Genomic DNA, 22,964 nt, shown 5'->3' with positions numbered 1-22,964 from the left:
GTGGTGCTCGGTCTACTTCCCCTTGTGCCCGGACTTGCCCCGGCCCTTGTGCGTGCCGTTCTGGGTGCCGTGCTTGTTGTCGTACTCCTCGTACGCGTCGACGATACGGCCGACCAGCTTGTGCCGTACGACATCGTGGGACGACAGCCGGGAGAAGTGGACGTCGTCCAGGCCCTCCAGGATGTCCTGGACCTGGCGCAGACCCGACTTGGTGCCGTTCGGCAGGTCTACCTGCGTCACGTCGCCCGTGATCACGATCTTCGAGTCGAAGCCGAGGCGGGTGAGGAACATCTTCATCTGCTCGGGGCTGGTGTTCTGGGCCTCGTCCAGGATGATGAAGGCGTCATTGAGAGTGTTGTGCGTCAGCAGGTAGTCCTGGGTGACGTACAGCGAGTCCTCGGCGGCCACCTGGATGCAGACGGTTTCCTCCTTGCCTGCCGGCTCGATGCTGTCGATGAAGCGCATCGGGCGTCCGTCGCCTCCGGCCGCGTGGTACTTGTCGCGCTTGCGGGGGAGGCGGAAGGGCTCTATGCCTTCGGGGAGGCGGATGTCGATGACGTGGGCGTCGCGGTGATGGAGAACATCCCTCCCCTTGATCCTGCCTGGTGTGCGGCCCTCGGCAGCCCTGCGTCGGCTGTACGCGACACCGCCCAATGACTGCACGAGCGCGATCACGTCGTCACGGAGCAGGATCGACGTCGTCGTGTACTGGACCCGGCACGTGCGGTCCCTCTGCGTGACGGGATCACCGTCGGTGTCGAGCAATCCTTGGAGTACCGAAAGACGGACGTCGGCCGAGTTGTAGAGGTAGTCATCGGGCACGAACTTCGAGTACGACTTGCCGCCGAGCAGGTCCAAGGTGCGCAGCGCCTGCTTGAGCGGGTGCGTCAGGACACCACCCTCGCCGTCACTCGGCATCGGGAGGCGGTTGACGAGGTAGTTGTAGCCGCCTCGCGACCGCGCTTTGATGCCCGGAAGCGCTGCCTCCAAGGCGGGGATCAGCTCCGGGTCCGCTGTAGCGAACGAGGGCGCGCCGCCCTTGGAGACGCATCCATCGCCCAGCAACAGACCCAGCGCGTACGGATCGACAGGAACCTCGCGCTTCGGGTAGCAGACCGGAGCCGTGAGCATCGGCAGTTCATACCGTCGAGCGTGTGCGGCACGCAGGTTGCCGATCATCTCCTGGGTTTCCAGGACCCGCCACGGCTTGTTACGGCGCACGTCGGCGCGAGTCCTGACCGTCCACAAGTGTTCGCCGCAGCAAAGCGTCCAGGCGCCGTCCTGGGCGGTGACGCGGTAGATGTCCTTCTCGCCCTGTGGGTAGACGCCGAGCACCGGGGTCGGCTCGCCGTTTGAGCCAATGACAAGATCACCGACCTGCAGGTCGCCGATGGGGCGCCAGCCGTCCGGAGTGAGGACATTTGTGAAGATCGGTTGCGCCCTCCCGCGCATATACGCCAGCGGCGCGACCTCGATCGTCCCCGCCGCCATCAGTCTCGGGATCGAGTCCGGGTCCAGCATGTCGTGCAGCGCGTCGTAAAGAGGCCGCAGATACGGGTCGATCTTCTCGTACAGCGTTCCGGGCAGGAAGCCCAGCCGCTCCCCCGCCTCCACCGCCGGCCGGGTGAGGATGATGCGGTTGACCTGCTTGGACTGCAGAGCCTGCACCGCCTTGGCCATAGCGAGGTAGGTCTTGCCGGTACCGGCGGGGCCGATACCGAAGACAATCGTGTGCTTGTCGATCGCGTCGACGTACCGCTTCTGGTTGAGGGTCTTGGGGCGGATCGTGCGGCCGCGCGAGGACAGGATGTTCTGCGTGAGCACCTCGGCCGGGGTCTCCTGGCCGTCGCTCTCCCCGTTCTCGCTCGCCTTCAGCATGGCGATCGAGCGTTCCACTGCGTCCTCCGTCATCGGCTGCCCGGTGCGGAGCACCAGCATCATCTCTTCGAACATGCGCGAAATGAGGGCGACATCCACTGGGTCGCCGACCACGCTGATCTCGTTGCCCCGGACGTGGATGTCGGCTGCCGGGAAGGCCTTCTCGATCACGCGCAGCAGGGAGTCGCCGGACCCCAGCACGGTCACCATGGGGTGCTGGGCGGGGACGGTGAACTGTGCTCTCGCCTGTCCCTGTGCGGGTGTGTGAGCTGTGGGTGTCTGAGTCATGGGCCGGCTCTGTAGGCCTTGCTCGTCCTCCTCGAAACGACTCGCGCGCCACGTGGGCCGCCTGGCGATTTCAAGGGTACGCCGGGGTACCGACAACGCCGTAGGCCTTTTCGGCACCAGCGTCCCTTCGTGCCCTCTGGAGTGGCGGGGGCCTTCCTCGGGTGCCGTCGTCCCACCCATCTTGAAACTCCGCCCCTCCGAGTCGGCGGAGGTGCGGCTTCGTGATCTTGCCTTGAGGTGTCGGGCGGAGGTGGGTGGCGGCCGGAAATCACCTTGCCGTCCCCCACCACTCGCGCATCAATGGAATCGGAAGTTCCGACGGACCGTCAGATTCATGCCTCGTGCGGCGTTCCGCACCGCGCCCGCGAGGCACTCGTCCGCCGGAGCTTGCCTCTCCCGTCCATCCCCACATGGCAATCCCCACTCGGGAAGGTAATCGGATCCCATGAGACACAAGCGAATGACAACGGGTGCGGCACTCGCCGTCGGCGCCCTCGCGGTCGCCGGACTCGCCCTCGCCCCCACCGCCGCGGCCGTCACCCCGGACACCGCGACGATCACCGCCGACTGCGGCACCTTCGGCGGCGGCGAGGCCACGCTGACGGCGACGCAGGACGGCACCGCCGCCACCATGACCCTCACCTCCTCGGCCATCACCGCGCCGATCGCCCTGGGGCAGGACTCGATCGCCTCCACGCTCACCCTGGTGAAGTCGGGCGGCGGCACCACCGCCTTCACCGGCACGAAGAACCCGGCCATGGCCGCCGGCGACCCCGTCACGGTCGGCCCGCTCGACGGCACCGTGGCCTCCGGTGACAGCCTGGAGGCGTACGGCGGCTCCCTGCGGATGACCGTCTTCGGCATCACCATCACCTGCACGGCGGCCGCACCGCAGTCGCCGGGCCCGTTCGTGTTCGACTGAGACTGAACTGAGCAACTGAGCAACTGAGCAACTGAGCAACTGGGCGCTGATGGGCCGTTGATTCCTTTCCACGCACGGAAGCTGACGGCCCATCAGTTCATCTCCGCGTCTCCATTGACTTCTCACGCAATCCGCACATCAATGCCCCCTGTCGGCGCAGAAGAGCCGCTGCGCCCGCATCCCTCAGGAGGGGGCACACATGGGATCCACCATCCGAAGACGCCGCTGGGCGTCGCTGCTCGCGGCGACCGCACTCGTGGTGACCGTGGGCGGCACGCTGGCCGCCCCGGCCGGCGCCGCGTCGGCCCAGTCCGCCGACGTGGAGTTCGCCACGCACTGCATCCCGCCGCCGATCGCGGGCATCCCGCCCATCGACGGCACCACCACCGCGAACATCACGGTGGACAACGCCAGCCCCAAGGTCGGCGACACCGTCACCGTGACCTACACGGTGGTCGAGCCCGCCGCCAGCAACCCCACCGACCTCGCCCTGCCGGCCGACATCATGACGCCCACCGGCAAGGTCACCCTGGGCGGGGCGCAGACCGGTGACGTCACCGTCGCCGGGCCGAAGAAGAACGCCCCCGTGCCGGGCCGGGGCACCTTCCCGTCGTTCTCGATGACCGGCACCTTCACCGTCACCGCGCCCGGCGCCGTCACACTCTCGCCCGGCGACTACAACATCCACACCAGCTACATCCTGGAGCTGGACACCCCCTGCACGGTCACCAACCCACCCGCCCCCGTGTCCGAGACCGTCACCGCGACCGACGGGAATCCGGGCAACACCCGGGCCATCTCGCTGAGTTCGGCATCCGGGAAACCCGGTGACAGCGTCACCGTCACCGGCAGCGACTTCTCGCCAGGTGCCGCCGTCACCCTGGCCGGGCGGTCGGGAGACGGCCAGACCGCGGACACCGCCACCGTGACCGCCGACGGGCAAGGGGCCTTCAGCGGATCCCTCGTCGTCAACGACAAGACGACCACCGGGGTCGTGGCGTTCGAGGGGAGCGCCTGGAGCGCCGAAAAGGGTGCCGGGCCCGCCGCCTACGTCGTCGTCGACGACACGCCCGTCCCGGACGGCAGTCAGAAGCTCACCACCACGGTAAGGGCCGGCACGCTGTCCATGTCCCAGGCCGGGGACGCCGTACAGCTGTCGGCGGTCGGCTTCGGCAAGGGCGGGGCCTCCGAGGGCGCTCTGCGGACGGTGACCGTCGAGGACTTCCGCGGCGGGCCGGCGGGTTGGTCCCTCACCGGCAAGGTCACCGACTTCACCGGCCCCGGTGCCAAGATCGATGCGGGCAGGCTGAGCTGGAGCCCGGCCTGCACCACCAAGGCGGGCAGCCCGAGTACCTGCCAGGCCGGTTCGCCCGGCTCCGTGGGCAGTTCGGGAGCCACCCTCGCGTCCGCACCCAACGGCACGCTCACCGGTGGTGAGTTCACCGTGGATGCCGGGCTGTCCCTGAACGTACCGGCGTTCACGCCTCCGGGCTCGTACGCCGGAGTCCTCACCCTCACGCTCACCTGAGCCCGACCGCACGGGCGCCCGTTCCCACGGTCCGCACCCGCCCGTCCACCTCGATCGGCCACGACTTCGATCGGTCACGACTTCGATCGGTCACGACTTCGATCGGTCACGACTTCGATCGGCCATGACCTCGATCGCCTTCGTCCGTGGGGGTCCGCACCCATGCGCAAGCCGTACGTCCTCTTCCTGAGCTTCCTCAGCTTCCTGAGCCTGTTTCCGGCCATGCCGGCCACACCCGCGCACGCCGCCGACAACGGCAGCTGGTCCGTCCACCCCGCCGCCTCGCAGATCGCCGCGCGCCCGTACTTCTACCTCTCCGCCGACCCGGGTACGACCCTGAAGGACAAGGTCGTCGTCGCCAACAAAACCGCCGAGCCGCTCACCTTCCGCCTCTACGCCGCCGACGCCTACAACACCGCGCGGGACGGGGGCTTCGCGGTACGGACCGTCGAGGAGAAGCAGCGGGGCGTGGGCGCCTGGGCCAAGCCCGCACGCGCTCACGTCACCGTCCCCGCGCACGGCAAGGTCACCGTGCCCTTCACGCTCCGCGTGCCCGAGGAGGCCGAACCCGGCGACCATCCGGGCGCGTTGGTCGCCCTGGACGAGCGCGTCGACCGCGGCGACGGCTCCCTCGCCCTCGGCGTGCAGCGGGCCGTCGGAGCCCGCATCTACCTCCGGGTCGGCGGGCCCACGCTCCCAGCGATCGCCGTCGAGGACGTCCGCATCACCCACCACCAGCCGCTCGTCCCCGGCCTCGGCGACAGCACGGCGACGATCTCCTACACCCTCCGCAACACGGGCAACGTCACGCTCAACCCGAGGGTGGAGCTGCGGGCGCGGGGCCTGTTCGGCCGTACGCTGCTCGCCCGCGACCTGTCGAGGATCCCCGACGAGCTGCTGCCCCGTCAGCGCGTACGGCTCACCGAGCCCTGGCGCGGCGCGCCCCAGCTCGACTGGGGCGACGTGACGCTGACGGCGAGCGCGCCGGACACCCGCGAGTCGGCGAGCGCGTCCTTCTTCGCGCTGCCCTGGCTGGTGGCGGCGGTGCTGTTCGCCGTGCTGCTCGTGGGTGTCGTACTGCTGGTCAGAGCGCGTCGGGGCCGCGCTCGCCCGTCCGCACCCGTACGACCGTCTCCACCGGCAGTACCCACACCTTCCCGTCCCCGATCTTCCCCGTCTGCGCGGCCTTGACGATCGCGTCGATGACGGCGTCCGAGTCGGCGTCCTCGACGACGACCTCGATACGGACCTTGGGGACGAGGTCGACCTGGTACTCGGCGCCGCGGTACACCTCGGTGTGGCCGCGCTGACGGCCGTAGCCACTGGCCTCGGTCACGGTCAGGCCGTGCACGCCGAGTTCCTGAAGGGCGGTCTTGACCTCGTCCAGGCGGTACGGCTTGACGATCGCGGTGATGAGCTTCATGCCTGGTCTTGACCTTCTGGGGTGGGGGAGGGACAGGGGAGGCGGTGGCCGGGCGCCGTGGCCCAGGACGCCCGTGATCGTATGCGGTCTCGGCGCGCTTCGTAAGGCCCGGGCCGGTGTGCTCCTGCTCCGCGCGGCGAGAGGCACGGTCGGTCTGTTGTACGGCGGGGCTCTGTGGATCAGGGAGAATGGGCGCCATGAGCGTTCGCAGCCAGTCATCCGAGTCGTCGGAATCGCCGGAGGCCGCCCACCGGGCGGGCTTCGCCTGTTTCGTCGGCCGCCCCAACGCGGGCAAGTCCACCCTCACGAACGCTCTCGTCGGGCAGAAGGTGGCGATCACGGCGAATCAGCCGCAGACGACGCGGCACACGGTACGGGGGATCGTGCACCGGCCGGACGCGCAGCTGATCCTGGTGGACACCCCGGGTCTGCACAAGCCGCGCACGCTGCTGGGTGAGCGGCTGAACGACGTGGTCCGCACCACCTGGGCGGAGGTCGACGTGATCGGCTTCTGCCTGCCGGCGAACGAGAAGCTGGGTCCCGGCGACCGCTTCATCGCCAAGGAGCTGGCGGGTATCCGGAAGACTCCCAAGGTCGCGATCGTCACGAAGACGGACCTGGTGGACTCCAAGACCCTCGCCGAGCAGCTGATCGCGATCGACCAGCTGGGCAAGGAGCTGGGCTTCGAGTGGGCGGAGATCGTCCCGGTGTCGGCGGTCGGGGACACGCAGGTGAGCCTGCTGGCGGACCTGCTGGTCCCGCTCCTCCCGGAGGGCCCGGCCCTCTACCCCGAGGGCGACCTGACGGACGAGCCCGAGCAGGTCATGATCGCCGAGCTGATCCGCGAGGCGGCCCTGGAGGGCGTACGCGACGAGCTTCCCCACTCCATCGCGGTCGTGGTGGAGGAGATGCTCCCCCGCGAGGACCGTCCGGCGGACAAGCCGCTCCTGGACATTCACGCCAACCTCTTCATCGAGCGTCCCAGCCAGAAGGGGATCATCATCGGTCCCAAGGGCAAGCGGCTGAAGGACGTCGGCATCAAGTCGCGCAAGCAGATCGAGGCGCTGCTGGGGACGCCGGTGTTCCTCGACCTGCATGTGAAGGTGGCGAAGGACTGGCAGCGGGATCCGAAGCAGCTGCGGCGGCTGGGGTTCTGACTCTCCGGGCGTCAGACGGGGCGGGTCGGCGGGGCGGCCCCTGTCAGCTGCCCGGTGGCCGTGAGGGCGAGCCGGGAGAACAGCGTGCCGGAGAAGCCGAACAGCAGGGCGATGGCCAGGGCGATCGGGCGCTCGGGTGCGCCCCAGGAGTTCTCCAGGAACACCTGGCCGAGGACGTTCAGGTCGGGGTCGGCGAGCATGCGGACCAGCAGGAGGCCGCCGACCGCGGCGAGCGCGCCGCCGACGGGTGCGAGGACGAGCACGCCCCAGGACGACGGCCCCTGCGAGCGCATCACTCCGATGGCCGGGGACAGGAAGCCTCCCAGCGCACCGAGGAGCATCGTCTCCCGGTGGTCCAGCACGGCCCCGATCAACAGGACCGAGCCGAGGCCGATCGTGGCCAGCCAGAGGGCGATGCGCTGTTGCTCGTAGTCGTGTTCGGAGGCGCTGTCCTCGAGGTCGTGGACGCGCTGGGCGGCGGCGAGCAGGAGGGCACGGGCCTCACGTGTGTCCGGATCAGCGGCTGGTTCCGCGGCGAGTTTCCCAGGGCGGCGTCCGGCGTGAGGAGGTCGGTGGCATGCGCTGTCAGGCAGGCCGCCGAGCCGGCCAGGACCAGCGCCGTCACCCCGCTGTCCGCGTCGTCCGCCACCGCGTGCACCGTGACGCTGTACGGCCCCGGGGCGAGGTCCGTGAACCGGCCTCCGTAGCGGCCGTCGCCGAGATTGCGCAGCGTGCGCTGCCCCTTGAAGCGGTTCGGGCCCTTCAGCAGCGCCTGGACGGCCAGTTCGTCCGCTCCTTCGCGTGCCGTGGCGACCCCCGCCTGTACCGTCAGCGGCTCCCCGGCGGGCACCTGATCCGGGACGCGCACGCTCATCGGGTAGGCGGGCTCGGCTCCACGCCAGACCCGTGGCTTGGGGGACAGATACTTGAGCAGGTCCCTGCGTACCTCCTTGTGAGCTTTGAGGGCACCGTGCGTGGCGTAGGACTCCCCGACGGCCGCACTCTCCAGGGAGACCTCGGCGGGGTAGGCCGCGAACCGCGGTACGCGCCCATCGCCGCCCTCCTCCACGCCCTCGATGGTTTCGCACAGCCGCAGCCGCTCACCGTCCAGGGCCGCGGTCGTCGGAGTCGGCTGCCGCACCCCCACCACGGGCAGGCACAGCTGGTCGCTGCCGCCTTGCTCGACCCGGGCCTCGGCGGCCGTACGGATCTCCGTGTGGAAGTCGCCCGCGTCCCGTAGGAGGTGCGGGTTCACTCCCGGCAGGCCACCGGCGACCTCACGGGGGTACACCAGCCCGGCGGGGCCCTCCAGGCAGGCGTAGTCGGGGATGAGCTGGTGCAGGGAGGGGAGGCTGTGGGCGAAGTCCGTCAGGATGCCCACCCTCGGTCCCCGCCCGCCGATACGGTGGCCGCTCACCAGGGAGTCCAGTGCTCCGATCGAGCCCCGGTGCGGCGTGCCCAGGGTGATCAGAGTGCGGGTGACCTCCGCGCCGCCCAGGCACTCGACGTAGTAGCGGCCCACCAGGCCGCCCATCGAATGGCAGATCAGCCGCACCTGCGCGTTCGCGCGCCCGGGGCCCGATGCCCGCCACCGGCCCAGCGCCTCGTCGATCCGGCGGTGCAGGAGGCGGGCGTTGTGGCGGCACGACAGACGCCAGTCGTAGGCGAACTCAACAAGGTTCCCCGGCGCGTCGGGCGTCGTGTCCCGCAGTGTGAACGTGCCCCGCAGCCATTCGAGCAGGCCGTCGTAGCCGGCGATCAGCGGCCACACCCCGGGTAACGCGTGCGGGGAGCCGAACAGCCCGACCGGCTCGACGCCGTCCCCGGGATGGTCGTCGCCGATGTCCTTCGGCAGCCCGAGGTCCCGCACCGAGCCCGCGAACGTCCTGATGACCTCCCACACCGCCCCGGGCGAGGGACCCCACACCTCGCGTCCCGCCACCGCCAGGCGACTGCCCATGATCCCCGGGACGACCACCACCAGGTCCTCGACCGTGTTGTTCCGCACCGCGCCCCCCGGTTCACCGTGCGAACTGTCTAGCAGGCAGGTGATGCCCAGGGGAGCCACATGAGCAAACGGTGACAAGAGGGTGAGGCGGGACGGCGGTCGGTGCCCCCGCCGTTCAGTCCTGGCCCGCCCCACTCACGCTGGGGGACATGTCCTGCAGGCCCACCACCCGCAGCAGCCGCAACCGCTCGTAGGACTCCGAACCCGGGCGGGCCGTGTGGACGATCAGCAGGTGGTGGTGTTCGTGGCTGAGGAGGATCTCGCAGTCCAGTTCCAGGAGGCCCACCAGGGGGTGGCGGAAGCGCTTGGTCGACGAGCGGCGCAGGGCCACCTCGTGTTCGTCCCACAGGCGGGCGAACTCCTCGCTGGACGAGCGTAGTTCGGCGACCAGCGCGGCCGGTTCCGGGTCGTCGGGGCGGGCCGCTGTCACCGCGCGGAGGTTCGAGACGTGGGCGCGGGCGTGGTCCGGGAGGTCCTCCGGGGGAAAGAGGTCGCGGGCCGTCGGGTCGAGGAAGAAGCGGCGGATGAGGTTGCGTTCGCGGGGCGGGCGGGCGAGGGCGTCGCCGCCCAGCGCCCTCGCCATCGCGTTCTGCGCGAGGACGTCACCGCAGTCGGTCAGCACCTGCGCCGGGGTGTCGTGCAGGCGGTCCAGGACCAGGAGGAGGCCCGGGCCCAGGTGCGCGGATGTGGCCTCGCGGCGCGGTGGTTCCTCGCCGGTCAGGTGGAAGAGGTGGTCCCGTTCGTCGTCCGTCAGGCGGAGGGCCCTGGCCAGCGCGGTCAGCATCTGGCGGGACGGGTGCGGGCCACGGGACTGTTCCAGGCGGGTGTAGTAGTCCACCGACATTCCGGCGAGCTGTGCCACCTCCTCGCGGCGCAGGCCCGGTGTGCGGCGGCGGGCGCCGGGGGTCAGGCCGACGTCCGAGGGGTCCAGGCGGGCGCGGCCCCGGCGCAGGAAGTCGGCGAGTTCGGCTCGGTTCACCTCCTCAGCCTGCGGTAGTGCGGCCGGCTTATCCAGGGACTGGCGGTCCCCCGATCAGGAGGTCTCTCCCGGCCACCGTGACGCCGGGCGAGGGTGGTGACACCAACCGAGAGGAGCAGATCATGCTGACCCTGGTCACAGGCGCCACCGGACAGGTGGGACGCGGCTTCGTCCCCCGGCTGCTCGCCCAGGCCCGCCCCGGCGAGCAGGTGCGCGTTCTCGTCCGCGACGAGGCCCGCGCCGTCGCCCACGCCGACCGCGGCGCCCAGATCGCCGTCGGCGACCTCCGCGACACCGAGGCCGCCGCCAAGGCGCTCGGCGGAGTGGACGCGGTGGTCAACATCGCCGCCGCTTTCAAGGGCGGCGTACCGGACGAGGAGGCCTGGGCAGTCAACCGGGACGCCGCCCTCGAACTGGGCCGCGCGGCCGTCGCCTCCGGCGTGCGGCGCTTCGTGCAGGTCAGTACGAACCTCGTCTACGGCGCCGACCGGGGCCGTCCGCTCACCGAGGACGACCCCACGCTTCCCGGCGGACCGATGTGGACGGCGTACCCCCAGGCGAAGGCCGAGGCCGAACGCGGCCTGCTGGCTCTCGACGGGCTCGACGTCCGCGTCGGCCGCCTGGCGTTCGTCTACGGCGAGGGCGACCCGCATCTCGCCCAGTCCCTGCGCTGGACCGGCGGCTGGGCCGCGACCAAGCGCTTCCATCTTGTCCATGTGGCGGACGCGGCGCAGGGGCTGCTGCGGTTGCTCCATGCCCCGGGCGCGGACGGCCGCGGCTACAACATCGCGGACGACGCCCCCGTCGCGGCCCTGGAGCTCCATCAGCTCCTCGGCGTCGATGTGCCCGCGGAGGCCCACACCCGTACCGATCCCGACCCCTGGCACGGCCTCGTCTCCACGGATCGCATCAGGCGGGAGCTGGGCTATCGGCCGCTGTATCCCACGGTGTGGGCGGCGCGGGATGCCGGGGCCCTGTGACGGACCCCTGGGGCACCGCCCCAGACCCGGGCGGAGGCCCCCGGGGGCGGCATCAGCGCTGTGCCCGCAGTACCTTCCGGTACCACTCGTACGACGCCTTCGGCGTCCTCTCCAGCGTCCCGAAGTCCACGTGCACCAGCCCGAACCGGCGTGCGTACCCCTCCGCCCACTCGAAGTTGTCGAGGAGCGACCACACGAAGTAGCCGCGTACGTCCACCCCCGCCTCCACCGCCCGGTGCAGCGCCCGGATGTGGCCGTCCAGGTAGGTGATGCGGGCCTGGTCGTCACGGCCCTCGTACGAACAGCCGTTCTCGGTGATGACGATCGGTGGGAGTCGGTCGCCGTAGCGGGCGTGGCAGGTGGTCAGTAGCTCGGTCAGGCCCTCGGGGACCACCGGCCAGCCGAAGTCCGTCACCGGGACGCCCTCGATCTCCCTCACCGAGAAGGGGAGTTCCGCGGGGATCGTGAGACCGCCGAACTCGATGTCCGCGCCCTGCGGGGCGCCCACCCGTGTCGGCGCGTAGTAGTTGATGCCGTACCAGTCCAGCGGCTCGCCGATGACCTTGAGGTCCGCCGAGACGTCACCCGGCATCAATTCGCCGAGGCCTGCCGGGTATTCGCCCAGCAGGACCGGGTCCGCGAACAGGCGGTTCAGCAGGACGTCGTAGAACTCCGCCGCCTCCACGTCCGCGGGGTCGTGCGACGCCGGCCATGTCGGGCCGTGCGAGTTCGCGATCCCGATGTCCGTGGCGCCGGCCGCGCGCAGCGCCCGTACGGCCAGACCGTGCGCCAGGAGTTGGTGGTGGGCGGCCGGGAGCGCGTCGAACATCAGCTGCTTGCCCGGTGCGTGCGCGCCCAGCGCATGGCCGAACAGCGTGTGCTCGGCGGGCTCGTTGAGGGTGATCCACTTCTGCACGCGGTCGCCCAGCCGGTCCGCCACGACCGACACGTGCTCCGCGAAACGCGACGCCGTGTCCCGCTCCAGCCAGTCCAGCCCCAACGGCAGGTCCCAGTGGAACAGCGTCGGCACCGGCCGTATCCCCGCCGCGCACAGCTCGTCCACCAGCCGGTCGTAGAAGTCCAGGCCGCCCTCGGAGCGCACCCGCGGCCAGGAGATCGAGAAGCGGTACGCGTCCACGCCGAGGCCGGCCAGGAGTGCCACGTCCTCGCGGTAGCGGTGGTAGTGGTCGCAGGCCACCGCCGCCGTCGAGCCGTCCTTCACCCGTCCCGGCTCGGCCGTGAAGGCGTCCCAGACGGACGGCTCGCGCTCGTCCGCCGCGCCCTCGATCTGGTGGGCCGAGGTCGAGACGCCCCACAGGAAGCCGTCGGGGAAGTCGGGGATGTCGGGGAAGTCGGGGAACGCCGGGAACTCAGGTATCGGGTTCGTCGCCATGCGCCGGATCATCCGTACCGGCGGTAACGGAAGTCAACCGGCAGGGGTGAACAGGGATTTACGCGCCCTCCTTCAAGACCCTCGAGATCAGCTTCCGCTGCTCGTCCGTGAGCCGAGGATCGGCCGCGTACACCGTCTTCCCGTCCACGGTGATCTGGTAGCTGAAGCCGTCCGGCACTCCGATGGGGGGCGTGCCCCGGCCGGACGCCACCGCGCTCTCGGCCAGGGCGTGCCACTCCTGGGCATCGGGCCGCCCCGAGGTGTCCACCTCGGCGTGCCGCTCGATGCCCGCGAATCCGCCCGTGCGCCTCACCTGAATACGCATGGGTTCCTGTCTAGTACGGAGTCAGAGGATGCGCACCCCGACTTGCTCCCACGCCTTCTCCACGGCCTGGAGCTCCTCGCCCCCGTCGCCGTACCGCTCCCGCGCGGCCTTCACCGTCAGCTTGGCGAAGTCGGTGAAGAACGCCCGCTCCGTCAGCTCGCCGCCGATCAGCACGTCGTACCAGATCTGGCCCGCCTTCTCCCAGGCGTGGCCGCCGAGGGCGGTCGCGGTCAGGTAGAACGCGTGGTTGGGGATGCCGGAGTTGATGTGGACGCCGCCGTTGTCGCGGCCGGTGCGGACGTAGTCGTCCATGGTCCCGGGTTGCGGGTCCTTGCCGAGGACGTCGTCGTCGTACGCGCTGCCCGGCTCCTTCATGGAGCGCAGGGCCTTGCCGGTCACGCTCGGGGCGAGAAGCCCCGCGCCGATCAGCCAGTCGGCCTCGGCGGCGGTCTGGCCCAGCGTGTACTGCTTGATGAGCGCGCCGAAGACGTCGGACATCGACTCGTTCAGGGCGCCCGGCTGGCCGTAGTAGGTGAGGTTGGCCGTGTACTGGGTGACGCCGTGGGCGAGTTCGTGGCCGATGACGTCGATCGGGATGGTGAAGTCGAGGAAGATCTCGCCGTCGCCGTCGCCGAACACCATCTGTTCGCCGTTCCAGAAGGCGTTGTTGTAGTTCTCGTCGTAGTGGACGGTGGCGTCCAGGGGCAGGCCGTCGCCGTCGATCGAGTGGCGGCCGTAAGCCTTGAGGAAGAGGTCGAAGGTGGCGCCGAGGCCGGAGTAGGCGCGGTTGACCGTGGCGTCCTGGCCGGGCTGCGTGCCCTCGCCGCGGACCTTGGTGCCGGGCAGGTCGGTCTTGTGTCCGGCGTCGTAGATGGTGCGCAGCGGCTGGTCCGACGGTGCCTTCGCCGTCGGGGCAGCGGCCAGGCGGAACTCGGTGGTCACGCGGCGGCGGCCGCGGAGCTCGCTGTCGCGCATCAGGGTGCGCCGGGCGGGACCGGAGAGTGCGGGGTCGTCGTTCCGTGCCAGCTTGTCGAGGACATGCGGTGGTACGACGGTGCAGAAGACGGGCTCGAAGCCCCCGTTGGTCGTCATGCCCGGCACCCTTGCACTGAGTCATGCCGCTGTCACTAGCCGCAACCATGATTGGTGAAATGTGCGGACAAGAGGGCCGGAAACAGGCGCGAAAGTGGTATGCGGCACTTTTTGTCCCGTTTGACTCTCCGGTCCCGCATACTGATACGCACCCGCGCAACCGGAAGCGGCTCGGCTAGCATGCGGAACATCATGCGTTTCGGGCTGCTCCTCCTTAGCTGCCGCGGCGAGGGCCTGTAGTCGAGGCCGACTCCCTCCCCGCGGAGCTTGGCGTTGCGTCGTCGGCCGTCCTTCCGGACATCCTGAGGAGCCCGAAGCCATATGGCGAAGCGCCAGAACCGCCAGCAGCCCACTTCCCTGCCGATCCACAAGTACGGCCAGTACGAGCAGGTCGACATCCCCGACCGCACCTGGCCGGAGAAGCGGATCACCGCCGCCCCCCGCTGGCTCTCCACCGACCTGCGTGACGGCAACCAGGCCCTGATCGACCCCATGTCGCCCGAGCGCAAGCGCCGGATGTTCGACCAGCTGGTCAAGATGGGCTACAAGGAGATCGAGGTCGGCTTCCCCGCCTCCGGCCAGACCGACTTCGACTTCGTGCGCTCCATCATCGAGGAGCCGGGCGCCATCCCCGACGACGTCACCATCTCCGTACTGACCCAGGCCCGCGAGGACCTGATCGAGCGGACCGTCGAGTCGCTGAAGGGCGCCAAGCGCGCCACCGTGCACCTGTACAACGCCACCGCGCCCGTCTTCCGTCGCGTGGTCTTCCGCGGCTCCAAGGACGACATCAAGCAGATCGCCGTGGACGGCACGCGGCTGGTGATGGAGTACGCGGAGAAGCTGCTGGGCCCTGAGACGGAGTTCGGCTACCAGTACAGCCCCGAGATCTTCACCGACACCGAGCTGGACTTCGCCCTGGAGGTCTGCGAGGCGGTCATGGACGTCTGGCAGCCCGGCCCGGACCGCGAGATCATCCTCAACCTGCCCGCCACGGTGGAGCGTTCGACGCCGTCCACGCACGCGGACCGCTTCGAGTGGATGGGCCGCAACCTCTCCCGCCGCGAGCACGTCTGCCTGTCCATCCACCCCCACAACGACCGCGGTACGGCCGTCGCGGCGGCCGAGCTGGCGCTGATGGCCGGCGCCGACCGTGTCGAGGGCTGTCTGTTCGGGCAGGGCGAGCGCACCGGCAACGTCGACCTGGTCACCCTGGGCATGAACCTGTTCTCCCAGGGCGTCGACCCGCAGATCGACTTCTCCGACATCGACGAGATCCGTCGTACGTGGGAGTACTGCAACCAGATGGAGGTCCACCCGCGCCACCCGTACGTGGGCGACCTGGTCTACACGTCCTTCTCCGGCTCCCACCAGGACGCCATCAAGAAGGGCTTCGACGCGATGGAGGCCGACGCGGCCGCCAAGGGCGTCACCGTCGACGACGTCGAGTGGGCCGTGCCGTACCTGCCGATCGACCCCAAGGACGTCGGCCGCTCCTACGAGGCGGTCATCCGGGTCAACTCGCAGTCCGGCAAGGGCGGGATCGCGTACGTCCTGAAGAACGACCACAAGCTGGACCTGCCGCGCCGGATGCAGATCGAGTTCTCCAAGCTCATCCAGGCCAAGACGGACGCCGAAGGCGGCGAGGTCACCGGCAACGACATCTGGGCGGCCTTCCAGGACGAGTACCTGCCCAACCCCGACAACCCGTGGGGCCGTATCCAGGTACGCAACAACCAGTCGACCACCGACACCGACGGCGTCGACACGCTCACCGTCGAGGCCACCGTCGACGGCGTCGACACCGTCCTGACCGGTACCGGCAACGGTCCGATCTCGGCCTTCTTCGACGCCCTGCAGTCCATCGGCATCGACGTACGCCTGCTGGACTACCAGGAGCACACGATGAGCGAGGGCGCCTCCGCGCAGGCCGCCTCGTACATCGAATGCGCGATCGACGGCAAGGTTCTGTGGGGCATCGGCATCGATGCGAACACGACACGTGCCTCGCTGAAGGCGGTCGTCTCGGCCGTCAACCGAGCGACTCGCTGACCAGCCCGACCAGCGGTTCAGGACCCCGTTCGCCCTTTTTGTGGCGGGCGGGGTCCCGTCGTATACCGGCCAATCCCTGTGCAGGTCACGGGTAGGTCTCGTCAGGAGTAATGACGCCGCCTCGCAGATGTGGCTAACATCACGCAAGCGCGGCGATGTTGCCGCGTGGTTACGGAGGTGCGACGTGCTGCCAGGACGGGGACGAAACGGCCGTGCCGTCAGGCCTGCGCGCCTCCTGGGCACCCGTACCGCGTGGACGACCGTCGGCGACGGCGAGTTCTTCTGCCCCGGGTGCGGGGGCGACCGCAACTACCAGCGGCTGACCGGCCGCCGCCGCTTCACCCTTGTCGGCGTGCCCGTCGTCCCGCGCGGCGAGACCGGTCCCGTCGTGGAGTGCGCCGCCTGCCGCCGCCACTTCGGCACCGACGTCCTCGACCACCCGACCACCACCCGCTTCTCCGCGATGCTCCGCGACGCCGTCCACACGGTCGCCCTCGCGGTGCTCGCCGCGGGCGGCACCTGCTCCCGTACGTCCCTGGAGACCGCCGCGGCCACGGTCCGCGTCGCCGGCTTCGACGACTGCACCGAGGAACAGCTCGACGCTCTGGTCGAGGCCCTCGCCGCGGACACCGGCCGGGTCTACGACCGCCCCTGCGGAGCCGGGCTGGCCATAGAGCTGCACGAGGCGCTGGACCCGCTGGCCCCGCACCTCGCGCCCGCCGGCCGCGAATCGATCCTGCTCCAGGGCGCCCGCATCGCCCTCGCCGACGGCCCGTACACCCCCGCCGAGCGGGATGTCCTCGCGACCGTGGGCGCCGCCCTGACCATCTGCGCGGACGACGTGACCCGACTGCTGGCGGCGGCGCGGACGCCGTCGTAGCACCGGCTCGGCGTTCGCTGTCGTAATCCCGGCTTGCGTTCGCGGTCGTAATCCCGGCTTGCGTTCGCTGCCATAGTCCCGGCTTGCGTTCGCTGCCGTAGTCCCGGCTTGCGTTCGCTGCCGTAGTCCCGGCTTGCGTTCGCTGCCGTAGTCCCGGCTTGCGTTCGCGGTCGTAGCACCGGCTCGCGTTCGCGGTCGTAGCACCGGCCCGAGTTCGCGGTTGTAGTACCGGCTCGGCGTTCGCGGTCGTCGTGCCGGCTCGCGTTCGCCGTCGTAGCACCGGCTCGGCGTTCGCGGTCGTCGTGCCGGCTCGCGTTCGCGGTTGTAGTGCCGGCTCGCGTTCGCCGTCGTAGCACCGGCCCGAGTTCGCGGTTGTAGTACCGGCTCGCGTCCGCTGTCATAGCACCGGCCCGAGTTCGCGGTCGTAGTACCGGCCCGCGTTCGCCGTCGTAGGCCCCGATCGGGATTACTCCCCGGGGAGTAGCGGCCCCGTCCGGTCACCTCTGGCAGTAACCCGCAACTCGCCCTCCCGCCCGACGAATCGGCCCCTTCCCGCCGGAAGTCTGGAGACCGACCCAGACATCCGACCGGAGGGAGGCCCGCCAGATGGGGGCCGCAACGACAAGCACACGGCGACGGCGGGCCGTGCCCTGGCTCGTGCTCGGGCTGTGGATCGCCGTGCTCGCGCTTGCCTCGCCGTTCGCGGCGAAGCTCTCGGACGTCCAGCGCGACCGGGCCGTCGACTACCTGCCGGCGAGCGCCGACTCCACCCAGGTGGCCGAGATCCAGGACCGGCTGCCCGGCGGCGAGACCACCGAGATGGTCGTCGTCTACCACCGGGACGGCGGACTGACCGCCGCCGACAGGACGACCGCCGCGGAGCAGATCGAGCGGATCGCGGGCACGCACCGGCTGACCGCAGAACCGCAGGGCGTTCCGTCCCAGGACGGCACCACCCTGATGTACCCGGTCGCCAGCACCGAACCCGGCACCGACGAGGAGGCCCGTGACGCCCTCGTCAACGACGTACGGGACGTCGCCAAGGGCGGCGACGGGCTGAGCGTCGAGGTCGGCGGCGAGGGGGCACTGGCCACCGACGCCAGCGAGGTCTACAACTCCCTCGACGGCCCGCTGCTCTACACCACCGCCGCGGTCGTCGCGCTGCTGCTGATCCTCATCTACCGCAGCCCGTTCCTCTGGCTCGTCCCGCTCGCCGTCGCCGGCATCGCCGACTACTTGTCGATGGGCGTGGCCTACGGCCTCAACCAGACGTTCGGGACCTCCGTGTCCGGCCAGAGCTCCGGCATCATGACGATCCTCGTGTTCGGCGCGGGCACCGACTACGCCCTGCTGCTCGTATCCCGCTACCGCGAGGAGCTACGACGCATCGAGCGGCCGTACGACGCCATGGTGGCCGCCCTGCGCGGCTGCGGGCCGGCCGTGCTCGCCTCCTCCGGCACCGTCGCCGCGGGCCTGCTCTGCCTGCTCGCCGCCGACCTCAACAGCAGCCGCGGCATGGGCCCGCTCGGCACGGTGGGCGTGCTGTGCGCGCTCGTCGCGATGCTGACCCTGCTGCCCGCGATCCTCGTCCTGCTCGGCCGCCGCGTCTTCTGGCCGCTCGTGCCGCGCTACGGCAGCACCCCCAAGGCCCGCCGGTCGCTGTTCGCCGCGATGGGCAGCTCCGCCGGACGCCGGCCGCTCACCGTGCTCGCGGGCGGCGCCGTGCTGCTCGGCGCGCTCGCCCTGGGCGCGCTGAACCTGCCCGGCAGCATCAAGCAGGAGGACACCTTCACCAGCAAGCCCGACGCGGTCACCGCCATGGAGACCCTCGCCGCGGCCTACCCCGAGCGCGGCACCCAGCCCCTCACCGTCATCACGCCCACCGACCGCGCCGACACCACCCTCGCCGAGATCCAGAACACCCGCGGCGTCGACAGCGCCGAGCGAGGCCGCAGGGGTGACGGCTGGACGGAGATCTCCGTCCTGGCCGCCTCCGCGCCCCAGTCGACGGGCGAGACCGCCACCATCGAGGCCCTGCGCGACAAGCTCGACGGCTCCTACGTCGGCGGGCCGAGCGCCGAACAGATCGACCTGAAGGACACCAGCGCACGCGACAGCAAGATCGTCGTACCCCTGGTCCTGGCCTCCGTCCTGCTGATCCTGATGGGCCTGCTGCGGTCCCTCGTCGCCCCGCTGCTCCTCGTGGCCGCCGTGGTCGCCGTGTGGGGCGCGGCCCTCGGCATCGGCGGACTCGTCTTCGGGCCGGTCTTCGGCTTCGAGGGCACGGATCCGGGGCTGGGACTGCTGTCCTTCGTCTTCCTGGTCGCGTTGGGCGTCGACTACGGCATCTTCCTGATGCACCGGATGCGCGAGGAGTCCCTCACCGGCGCCGAACCGGTGCCGGCCGCGCTGACCGCGCTGCGCACGACCGGCGGGGTCATCGCCTCCGCCGGACTCGTCCTCGCGGCCACCTTCGCGGTGCTCACCAACATGCCGATGGTGCAGCTCGTCGAGCTCGGCTTCGTCATCGCGGTGGGCGTGCTGCTCGACACGTTCCTCGTCCGCACGTACCTCGTCACCAGCGCGGCCGTCGCACTGCGGCGGAAGCTGTGGTGGCCGGGCCGGCTGTCGCGGGCGCCGGAACCGGAGCCGGAGCGGGCGGAGCGACAGCCGGAGCCCGTGTGAGACGACGGTGACACCTAGGGCCCTAGGGGCGTCCCTTTCCCTCCCGAAGGGGCGCCCCCGTGACGGAGGATGAGCGCGTGCAGGCAACCACCACACCCGTCCGGGCGACCACGCCGACGGCCCCGCCCCGCCTCGGCGAGCGGATCATGGCGGCGATCAACCGCGACCCCCGCACCGCCCCGCACGGCATCCGCAACGACGCGCTGCTGGCCGTGGCGATGGCCGCCCTCGCCACGGCCATCGTCCTGCTCGGCAACCACGGGCGCCGGCCCGACGCGCTCGGCTGGACCCTGCTGCTCGCCGCCCACGTGCCCCTCGTGTGGCGGCGCCGACGTCCGGTGCTGGTCCTGCTCGCGGTGCTGGCCTGCGTCGCCCCGTACCACGCACTCGACAACAACCACACCGCGCCCATCCCCGCGACCATGACGGTGCTCTACACGATCGCGGCGACCGGCACGGCGCGCCGTACGCTGCTCACCGGCGGCACCGTCCTGGGCGTGACGCTGATCCTCAACGCCGTCACCAACCCCGACGGCGTGCGCGAGATCCTGCGGATCTTCGGCTGGGTCATCGCCGTCCTCTTCTGCGGCATGAGCGCCCGCTTCTACCGCCAGTACGTCGCCGCCATCGTCGGACGCGCCGAGCGCGCCGAACGCACCCGCGAGGAGGAGGCGCGGCGCAGGGTCGCCGAGGAGCGGTTGCGGATCGCCCGCGACCTGCACGACCTGCTCGCCCACAGCATCACGCTCATCGGCGTCCAGACCTCCGTGGCCGCGCACGTCCTGGCCGCCGACCCCGAACGTCTGGACCGCGAGACGGTCGCGAAGGCCCTCGACGACATCGCCGAGACCTGCCGGACCGCGCGCGGTGAACTCCGTACGACGCTGGAGGTGCTGCGTGCCTCCGAGCACGGGGACCCGCGCGGCCCGCTGCCCGGCCTCGACGGCGTGTCCGACCTCGTGGAGACCGCGCGGCTCGCCGGCGCCCGCGTCGAACAGGACATACGGGTGCGGCAGGCGCCGCCCGCCGTGGGCGCCGCCGCCTACCGCATCGTGCAGGAGGCGCTGACGAACGCGGTACGGCACGCGGGGCCCGAGCCGGCCGTATCGGTCGACCTGGACGAGGAGGACGGCGTCCTGCGCCTCTCGGTCACCGACGACGGAATCGGACCCACGCCCGGCGGCACCCCCGGGTTCGGGCTCGTCGGCATGCGGGAGAGGGCCCGCAGCGTCGGTGGCACACTCGACGCCGGACCACGGACCGGGGGCGGCTTCGAGGTGACCGCCGTACTGCCGCTCACTTCCGTACTGCCTGGAGGGGGAACCGGATGACCATCCGCGTACTGCTGGCCGACGACCAGACCCTGGTACGGGAGGCGTTCGCGATGCTCGTCGAGTCGGCGCGGGACATGGAGGTGGTCGGGCAGGCGGCCACCGGGCGGGAGGCGGTGGAACTGGCTCGCGGCAAACGCGCCGACCTGGTGGTGATGGACATTCGCATGCCCGACCTGGACGGCATCGAGGCGACGCGTCTGATCGCCGCCGACGAGGACCTGGCGGGCGTGAAGGTGCTGGTCCTGACGACCTACGACACCGACGAGAACATCGTCGAGGCGCTGCGCGCCGGGGCCTCCGGGTTCCTGGTGAAGGACACCCGTCCGGCCGAACTCCTCGACGCGATCCGCACGGTGACGGCCGGGGAGGCGCTGCTGTCGCCGGGGCCGACGGCTCGGCTGATCGAGCGGTTCCTGCGCAGTCCGTCGCCGGCCGCCACCGGGGGCGGGCCGGAGTGCCTGTCGGAGCGCGAGCGCGAGGTGCTGACGCTGGTCGCGCGCGGCCTCAACAACACCGAGATCGCCGAGGCGTTGGGGCTGAGTCCGCTGACCGCGAAGACGCACGTCAGCCGGATCATGGGGAAGCTGGGGGCGCGGGATCGGGCGCAGTTGGTCATCGTGGCGTACGAGTCGCAGATGGTCACGCCGGGGAGCATGTGACGGACAGTCAGTCACTGTGCAATGGTTCTCTGTAAGGGGAGCGATGACCTTTCTGAGCCGTACCCTCCTCGCCACCGCAGTGCTTCTCACCCCGCTCACGGCGGCCGGCCACGCCTCGGCCGCCGCCCGGTGCGGGTCGTCCGTGCCGTACGTCTCGGGGCAGGGCGGCTACGACACCTACCGCATCCCCGCCACCGTCACCACCCGCCGGGGCACGGTCCTCGCCTTCGCGGAGGGCAGACACGACGGGGCGGGGGACTCCGGGGACATCGACGTCGTGCTGCGCCGGTCCGACGACGGCGGCTGCACCTGGGGTCCGCTCACGGTCGTCACCGCCGGGGAGGGGGACACGCGGGGCAACCCGGCGCCGGTGGTCGACCCGCGCACCGGGGACGTCGTCCTCGTCACCTCCTACAACAGCGGTGCGGTGACCGAGGCGCAGATCATGCGGGGGGAGGTGACGCCGGAGCAGGGCCGTCGGGCGTTCGTGCAGCGCAGCCGGGACGACGGGCGTCACTTCTCGGCGCCGCGCGAGATCACGGGGGAGGTGAAGTCGGCGGGGTGGCGGTGGTACGCGACCGGGCCCGGCCATGCGGTGGCGCTGACGCGGGGGCCGTATGCGGGGCGGCTGGTGGTCGCGGCGAATCACTCGGTGGCGCCGGGTGCGGGCGCGGGGGCGGTGGATACGGGGGAGGAGCCTCGGTACTACGGTGCGCACGCGCTGTACAGCGACGACGGGGGGCACAGCTGGCGGCTGGGCTTCGTCGACGGCTCCTACGACGGCGTCGACAACGCGAACGAGTCGACGGCGGCGCAACTGGCGGACGGGCGGCTGTACTTCAGCTCGCGGGACCAGAACGGCGCGAGTGTCGGGAACCGGCTGGACACGTACTCCAGTGACGGGGCGTCGAGTGCGGACCGGCCGTATGCGGTGCAGCCCACGTTGAACGATGTGCCGGTGGTGCAGGGCAGTGTCCTTCAACTGCCGGGTGGGGGCGGGCCGTTGCTGTTCTCCGGTCCTTCTGTCCCCACCGCGCGGCGGGGGATGGCGATCTGGCGGAGCGGGGACGCGGGGGTGACCTTCGAGAAGGTGCTGACGCTGTCGGGGCGGTGGGCCGCGTACTCGGATCTGGTGCGGGTGGATGAGGAGACGGTCGGGGTGCTGTACGAGACGGGGGTGACGGGGGCGTACGAGACGATCGAGTTCCGGCGGGTGGCGGTGGCTGAGCTGAGGTAGGTGGCTGGCAGGAGTTTTCGCCCCCGCCGCCCCTACCCGTCCCATCCCCAGGGGCTCCGCCCCTTCGACCCCGTCAGGGGGCTCCGCCCCCTGGACCCCCGGCCTATGCCCACCCACCACCCGACTCGGCACCTTTCGAGGTGC

General features: G+C 70.7%; 19 protein-coding genes. 11 read left to right on the top strand and 8 right to left on the bottom strand.

What is annotated here, in order from left to right; genetic code table 11:
- Window positions 1-12: 12 nt before the first annotated feature.
- On the bottom strand, window positions 13-2,166 hold the full coding sequence (locus ABT063_RS36205; protein ID WP_351064463.1) for a PhoH family protein: 2,154 nt from the start codon (window positions 2,164-2,166) through the stop codon (window positions 13-15).
- A 445-nt stretch (window positions 2,167-2,611) separates the two neighbouring features.
- On the opposite strand from ABT063_RS36205, the gene ABT063_RS36200 reads away from it, so the two are divergent.
- The 3 genes from ABT063_RS36200 (at window position 2,612) to ABT063_RS36190 (ending at window position 5,807) form a co-directional block, all read left to right on the top strand.
- Window positions 2,612-3,088, top strand: a complete 477-nt coding sequence (locus tag ABT063_RS36200; RefSeq protein WP_351064462.1) for a hypothetical protein — start codon at window positions 2,612-2,614, stop codon at window positions 3,086-3,088.
- Window positions 3,089-3,287: 199 nt separating this feature from the next.
- A complete protein-coding gene (locus tag ABT063_RS36195; protein WP_351064460.1) occupies window positions 3,288-4,616 on the top strand; it encodes a WxL domain-containing protein in 1,329 nt (442 codons plus the stop codon).
- A 162-nt stretch (window positions 4,617-4,778) separates the two neighbouring features.
- Window positions 4,779-5,807 (top strand): WxL protein peptidoglycan domain-containing protein, encoded by a 1,029-nt coding sequence (locus ABT063_RS36190; protein WP_351064458.1) that lies wholly within the window; start codon window positions 4,779-4,781, stop codon window positions 5,805-5,807.
- Here the strand turns inward: ABT063_RS36190 and ABT063_RS36185 are convergent.
- Window positions 5,701-6,039, bottom strand: coding sequence for a P-II family nitrogen regulator (locus ABT063_RS36185; RefSeq protein ID WP_351064457.1), 339 nt, complete (start codon window positions 6,037-6,039; stop codon window positions 5,701-5,703). The two genes, ABT063_RS36190 and ABT063_RS36185, sit on opposite strands and share 107 nt — an antisense overlap.
- Window positions 6,040-6,227: 188 nt before the next feature.
- Here ABT063_RS36185 and era point away from each other — a divergent pair, with 188 nt between their 5' ends.
- Complete coding sequence (gene era / locus ABT063_RS36180) at window positions 6,228-7,196, top strand: GTPase Era (protein ID WP_351064456.1); 969 nt, start codon at window positions 6,228-6,230, stop codon at window positions 7,194-7,196.
- Window positions 7,197-7,207: 11 nt separating this feature from the next.
- Here the strand turns inward: era and ABT063_RS36175 are convergent, their stop codons facing one another.
- The 3 genes from ABT063_RS36175 to ABT063_RS36165 all read right to left on the bottom strand — a co-directional run bounded on the left by ABT063_RS36175 (window position 7,208) and on the right by ABT063_RS36165 (window position 10,183).
- Complete coding sequence (locus tag ABT063_RS36175; protein ID WP_351064455.1) at window positions 7,208-7,558, bottom strand: hypothetical protein; 351 nt, start codon at window positions 7,556-7,558, stop codon at window positions 7,208-7,210.
- Between the two features lie 8 nt (window positions 7,559-7,566).
- Window positions 7,567-9,204: an esterase/lipase family protein gene (locus tag ABT063_RS36170; protein WP_351064453.1), complete on the bottom strand. Its 1,638-nt coding sequence runs from the start codon at window positions 9,202-9,204 to the stop codon at window positions 7,567-7,569.
- A 115-nt stretch (window positions 9,205-9,319) separates the two neighbouring features.
- The gene (locus ABT063_RS36165; protein ID WP_351064452.1) at window positions 9,320-10,183 is read right to left on the bottom strand and encodes a helix-turn-helix transcriptional regulator; all 864 of its coding nucleotides are present in this window, start codon (window positions 10,181-10,183) and stop codon (window positions 9,320-9,322) included.
- 122 nt (window positions 10,184-10,305) lie between these two features.
- Between ABT063_RS36165 and ABT063_RS36160 the strand changes: the two genes are divergently transcribed.
- Window positions 10,306-11,163: an NAD-dependent epimerase/dehydratase family protein gene (locus ABT063_RS36160; protein ID WP_351064451.1), complete on the top strand. Its 858-nt coding sequence runs from the start codon at window positions 10,306-10,308 to the stop codon at window positions 11,161-11,163.
- Between the two features lie 52 nt (window positions 11,164-11,215).
- Here ABT063_RS36160 and ABT063_RS36155 read toward each other — a convergent pair whose 3' ends face one another.
- Genes ABT063_RS36155 through ABT063_RS36145 form a run of 3 tightly spaced genes read right to left on the bottom strand, consistent with a single transcriptional unit; the run spans window position 11,216 to window position 13,973 of the window.
- Window positions 11,216-12,556, bottom strand: a complete 1,341-nt coding sequence (locus ABT063_RS36155) for a GH1 family beta-glucosidase (RefSeq protein ID WP_351064449.1) — start codon at window positions 12,554-12,556, stop codon at window positions 11,216-11,218.
- Between the two features lie 58 nt (window positions 12,557-12,614).
- Window positions 12,615-12,881 carry a protealysin inhibitor emfourin gene (locus ABT063_RS36150; protein WP_124442397.1) on the bottom strand — a complete coding sequence of 89 codons (267 nt, stop codon included), beginning with the start codon at window positions 12,879-12,881 and terminating at the stop codon, window positions 12,615-12,617.
- A gap of 21 nt (window positions 12,882-12,902) precedes the next feature.
- Entirely contained in the window at window positions 12,903-13,973 is a 1,071-nt protein-coding gene (locus tag ABT063_RS36145) for a M4 family metallopeptidase (RefSeq protein ID WP_351064447.1), read from the bottom strand.
- Window positions 13,974-14,294: 321 nt separating this feature from the next.
- Here ABT063_RS36145 and leuA point away from each other — a divergent pair, with 321 nt between their 5' ends.
- The 6 genes from leuA (at window position 14,295) to ABT063_RS36115 (ending at window position 22,820) form a co-directional block, all read left to right on the top strand.
- Entirely contained in the window at window positions 14,295-16,025 is a 1,731-nt protein-coding gene (leuA, locus tag ABT063_RS36140; protein WP_351064446.1) for a 2-isopropylmalate synthase, read from the top strand.
- Between the two features lie 184 nt (window positions 16,026-16,209).
- The gene (locus ABT063_RS36135; RefSeq protein WP_351064444.1) at window positions 16,210-16,905 is read left to right on the top strand and encodes a tellurite resistance TerB family protein; all 696 of its coding nucleotides are present in this window, start codon (window positions 16,210-16,212) and stop codon (window positions 16,903-16,905) included.
- A 606-nt stretch (window positions 16,906-17,511) separates the two neighbouring features.
- Window positions 17,512-19,590, top strand: a complete 2,079-nt coding sequence (locus tag ABT063_RS36130; RefSeq protein ID WP_351064442.1) for an MMPL family transporter — start codon at window positions 17,512-17,514, stop codon at window positions 19,588-19,590.
- A gap of 146 nt (window positions 19,591-19,736) precedes the next feature.
- The gene (locus tag ABT063_RS36125; protein WP_351064562.1) at window positions 19,737-20,921 is read left to right on the top strand and encodes a sensor histidine kinase; all 1,185 of its coding nucleotides are present in this window, start codon (window positions 19,737-19,739) and stop codon (window positions 20,919-20,921) included.
- Complete coding sequence (locus tag ABT063_RS36120; RefSeq protein WP_351064440.1) at window positions 20,918-21,583, top strand: response regulator transcription factor; 666 nt, start codon at window positions 20,918-20,920, stop codon at window positions 21,581-21,583. The genes ABT063_RS36125 and ABT063_RS36120 overlap by 4 nt, the downstream gene beginning before the upstream one ends.
- A 43-nt stretch (window positions 21,584-21,626) precedes the next feature.
- Window positions 21,627-22,820, top strand: coding sequence for a sialidase family protein (locus ABT063_RS36115; RefSeq protein WP_351064438.1), 1,194 nt, complete (start codon window positions 21,627-21,629; stop codon window positions 22,818-22,820).
- Window positions 22,821-22,964: the final 144 nt, after the last annotated feature.

Origin of the sequence: Streptomyces sp. NPDC002838, assembly GCF_040295365.1 — a bacterium.
Lineage (GTDB): Bacteria > Actinomycetota > Actinomycetes > Streptomycetales > Streptomycetaceae > Streptomyces.
The sequence above is the reverse complement of the archived record's forward strand: the minus strand, read 5'-3'. Positions and strand labels throughout refer to the sequence as shown.

Coding starts and splice junctions, on each gene's coding strand:
- leuA (WP_351064446.1), top strand. CDS start 14,295: ATGGCGAAGCGCCAGAACCGCCAGCAGCCCACTTCCCTGCCGATCCAC.
- ABT063_RS36190 (WP_351064458.1), top strand. CDS start 4,779: ATGCGCAAGCCGTACGTCCTCTTCCTGAGCTTCCTCAGCTTCCTGAGC.
- ABT063_RS36150 (WP_124442397.1), bottom strand. CDS start 12,881: ATGCGTATTCAGGTGAGGCGCACGGGCGGATTCGCGGGCATCGAGCGG.
- ABT063_RS36125 (WP_351064562.1), top strand. CDS start 19,737: ATGGCGGCGATCAACCGCGACCCCCGCACCGCCCCGCACGGCATCCGC.
- ABT063_RS36200 (WP_351064462.1), top strand. CDS start 2,612: ATGAGACACAAGCGAATGACAACGGGTGCGGCACTCGCCGTCGGCGCC.
- ABT063_RS36115 (WP_351064438.1), top strand. CDS start 21,627: ATGACCTTTCTGAGCCGTACCCTCCTCGCCACCGCAGTGCTTCTCACC.
- ABT063_RS36155 (WP_351064449.1), bottom strand. CDS start 12,556: ATGGCGACGAACCCGATACCTGAGTTCCCGGCGTTCCCCGACTTCCCC.
- ABT063_RS36145 (WP_351064447.1), bottom strand. CDS start 13,973: ATGACGACCAACGGGGGCTTCGAGCCCGTCTTCTGCACCGTCGTACCA.
- ABT063_RS36160 (WP_351064451.1), top strand. CDS start 10,306: ATGCTGACCCTGGTCACAGGCGCCACCGGACAGGTGGGACGCGGCTTC.
- ABT063_RS36185 (WP_351064457.1), bottom strand. CDS start 6,039: ATGAAGCTCATCACCGCGATCGTCAAGCCGTACCGCCTGGACGAGGTC.
- ABT063_RS36195 (WP_351064460.1), top strand. CDS start 3,288: ATGGGATCCACCATCCGAAGACGCCGCTGGGCGTCGCTGCTCGCGGCG.
- ABT063_RS36130 (WP_351064442.1), top strand. CDS start 17,512: ATGGGGGCCGCAACGACAAGCACACGGCGACGGCGGGCCGTGCCCTGG.
- era (WP_351064456.1), top strand. CDS start 6,228: ATGGGCGCCATGAGCGTTCGCAGCCAGTCATCCGAGTCGTCGGAATCG.
- ABT063_RS36205 (WP_351064463.1), bottom strand. CDS start 2,166: ATGACTCAGACACCCACAGCTCACACACCCGCACAGGGACAGGCGAGA.
- ABT063_RS36120 (WP_351064440.1), top strand. CDS start 20,918: ATGACCATCCGCGTACTGCTGGCCGACGACCAGACCCTGGTACGGGAG.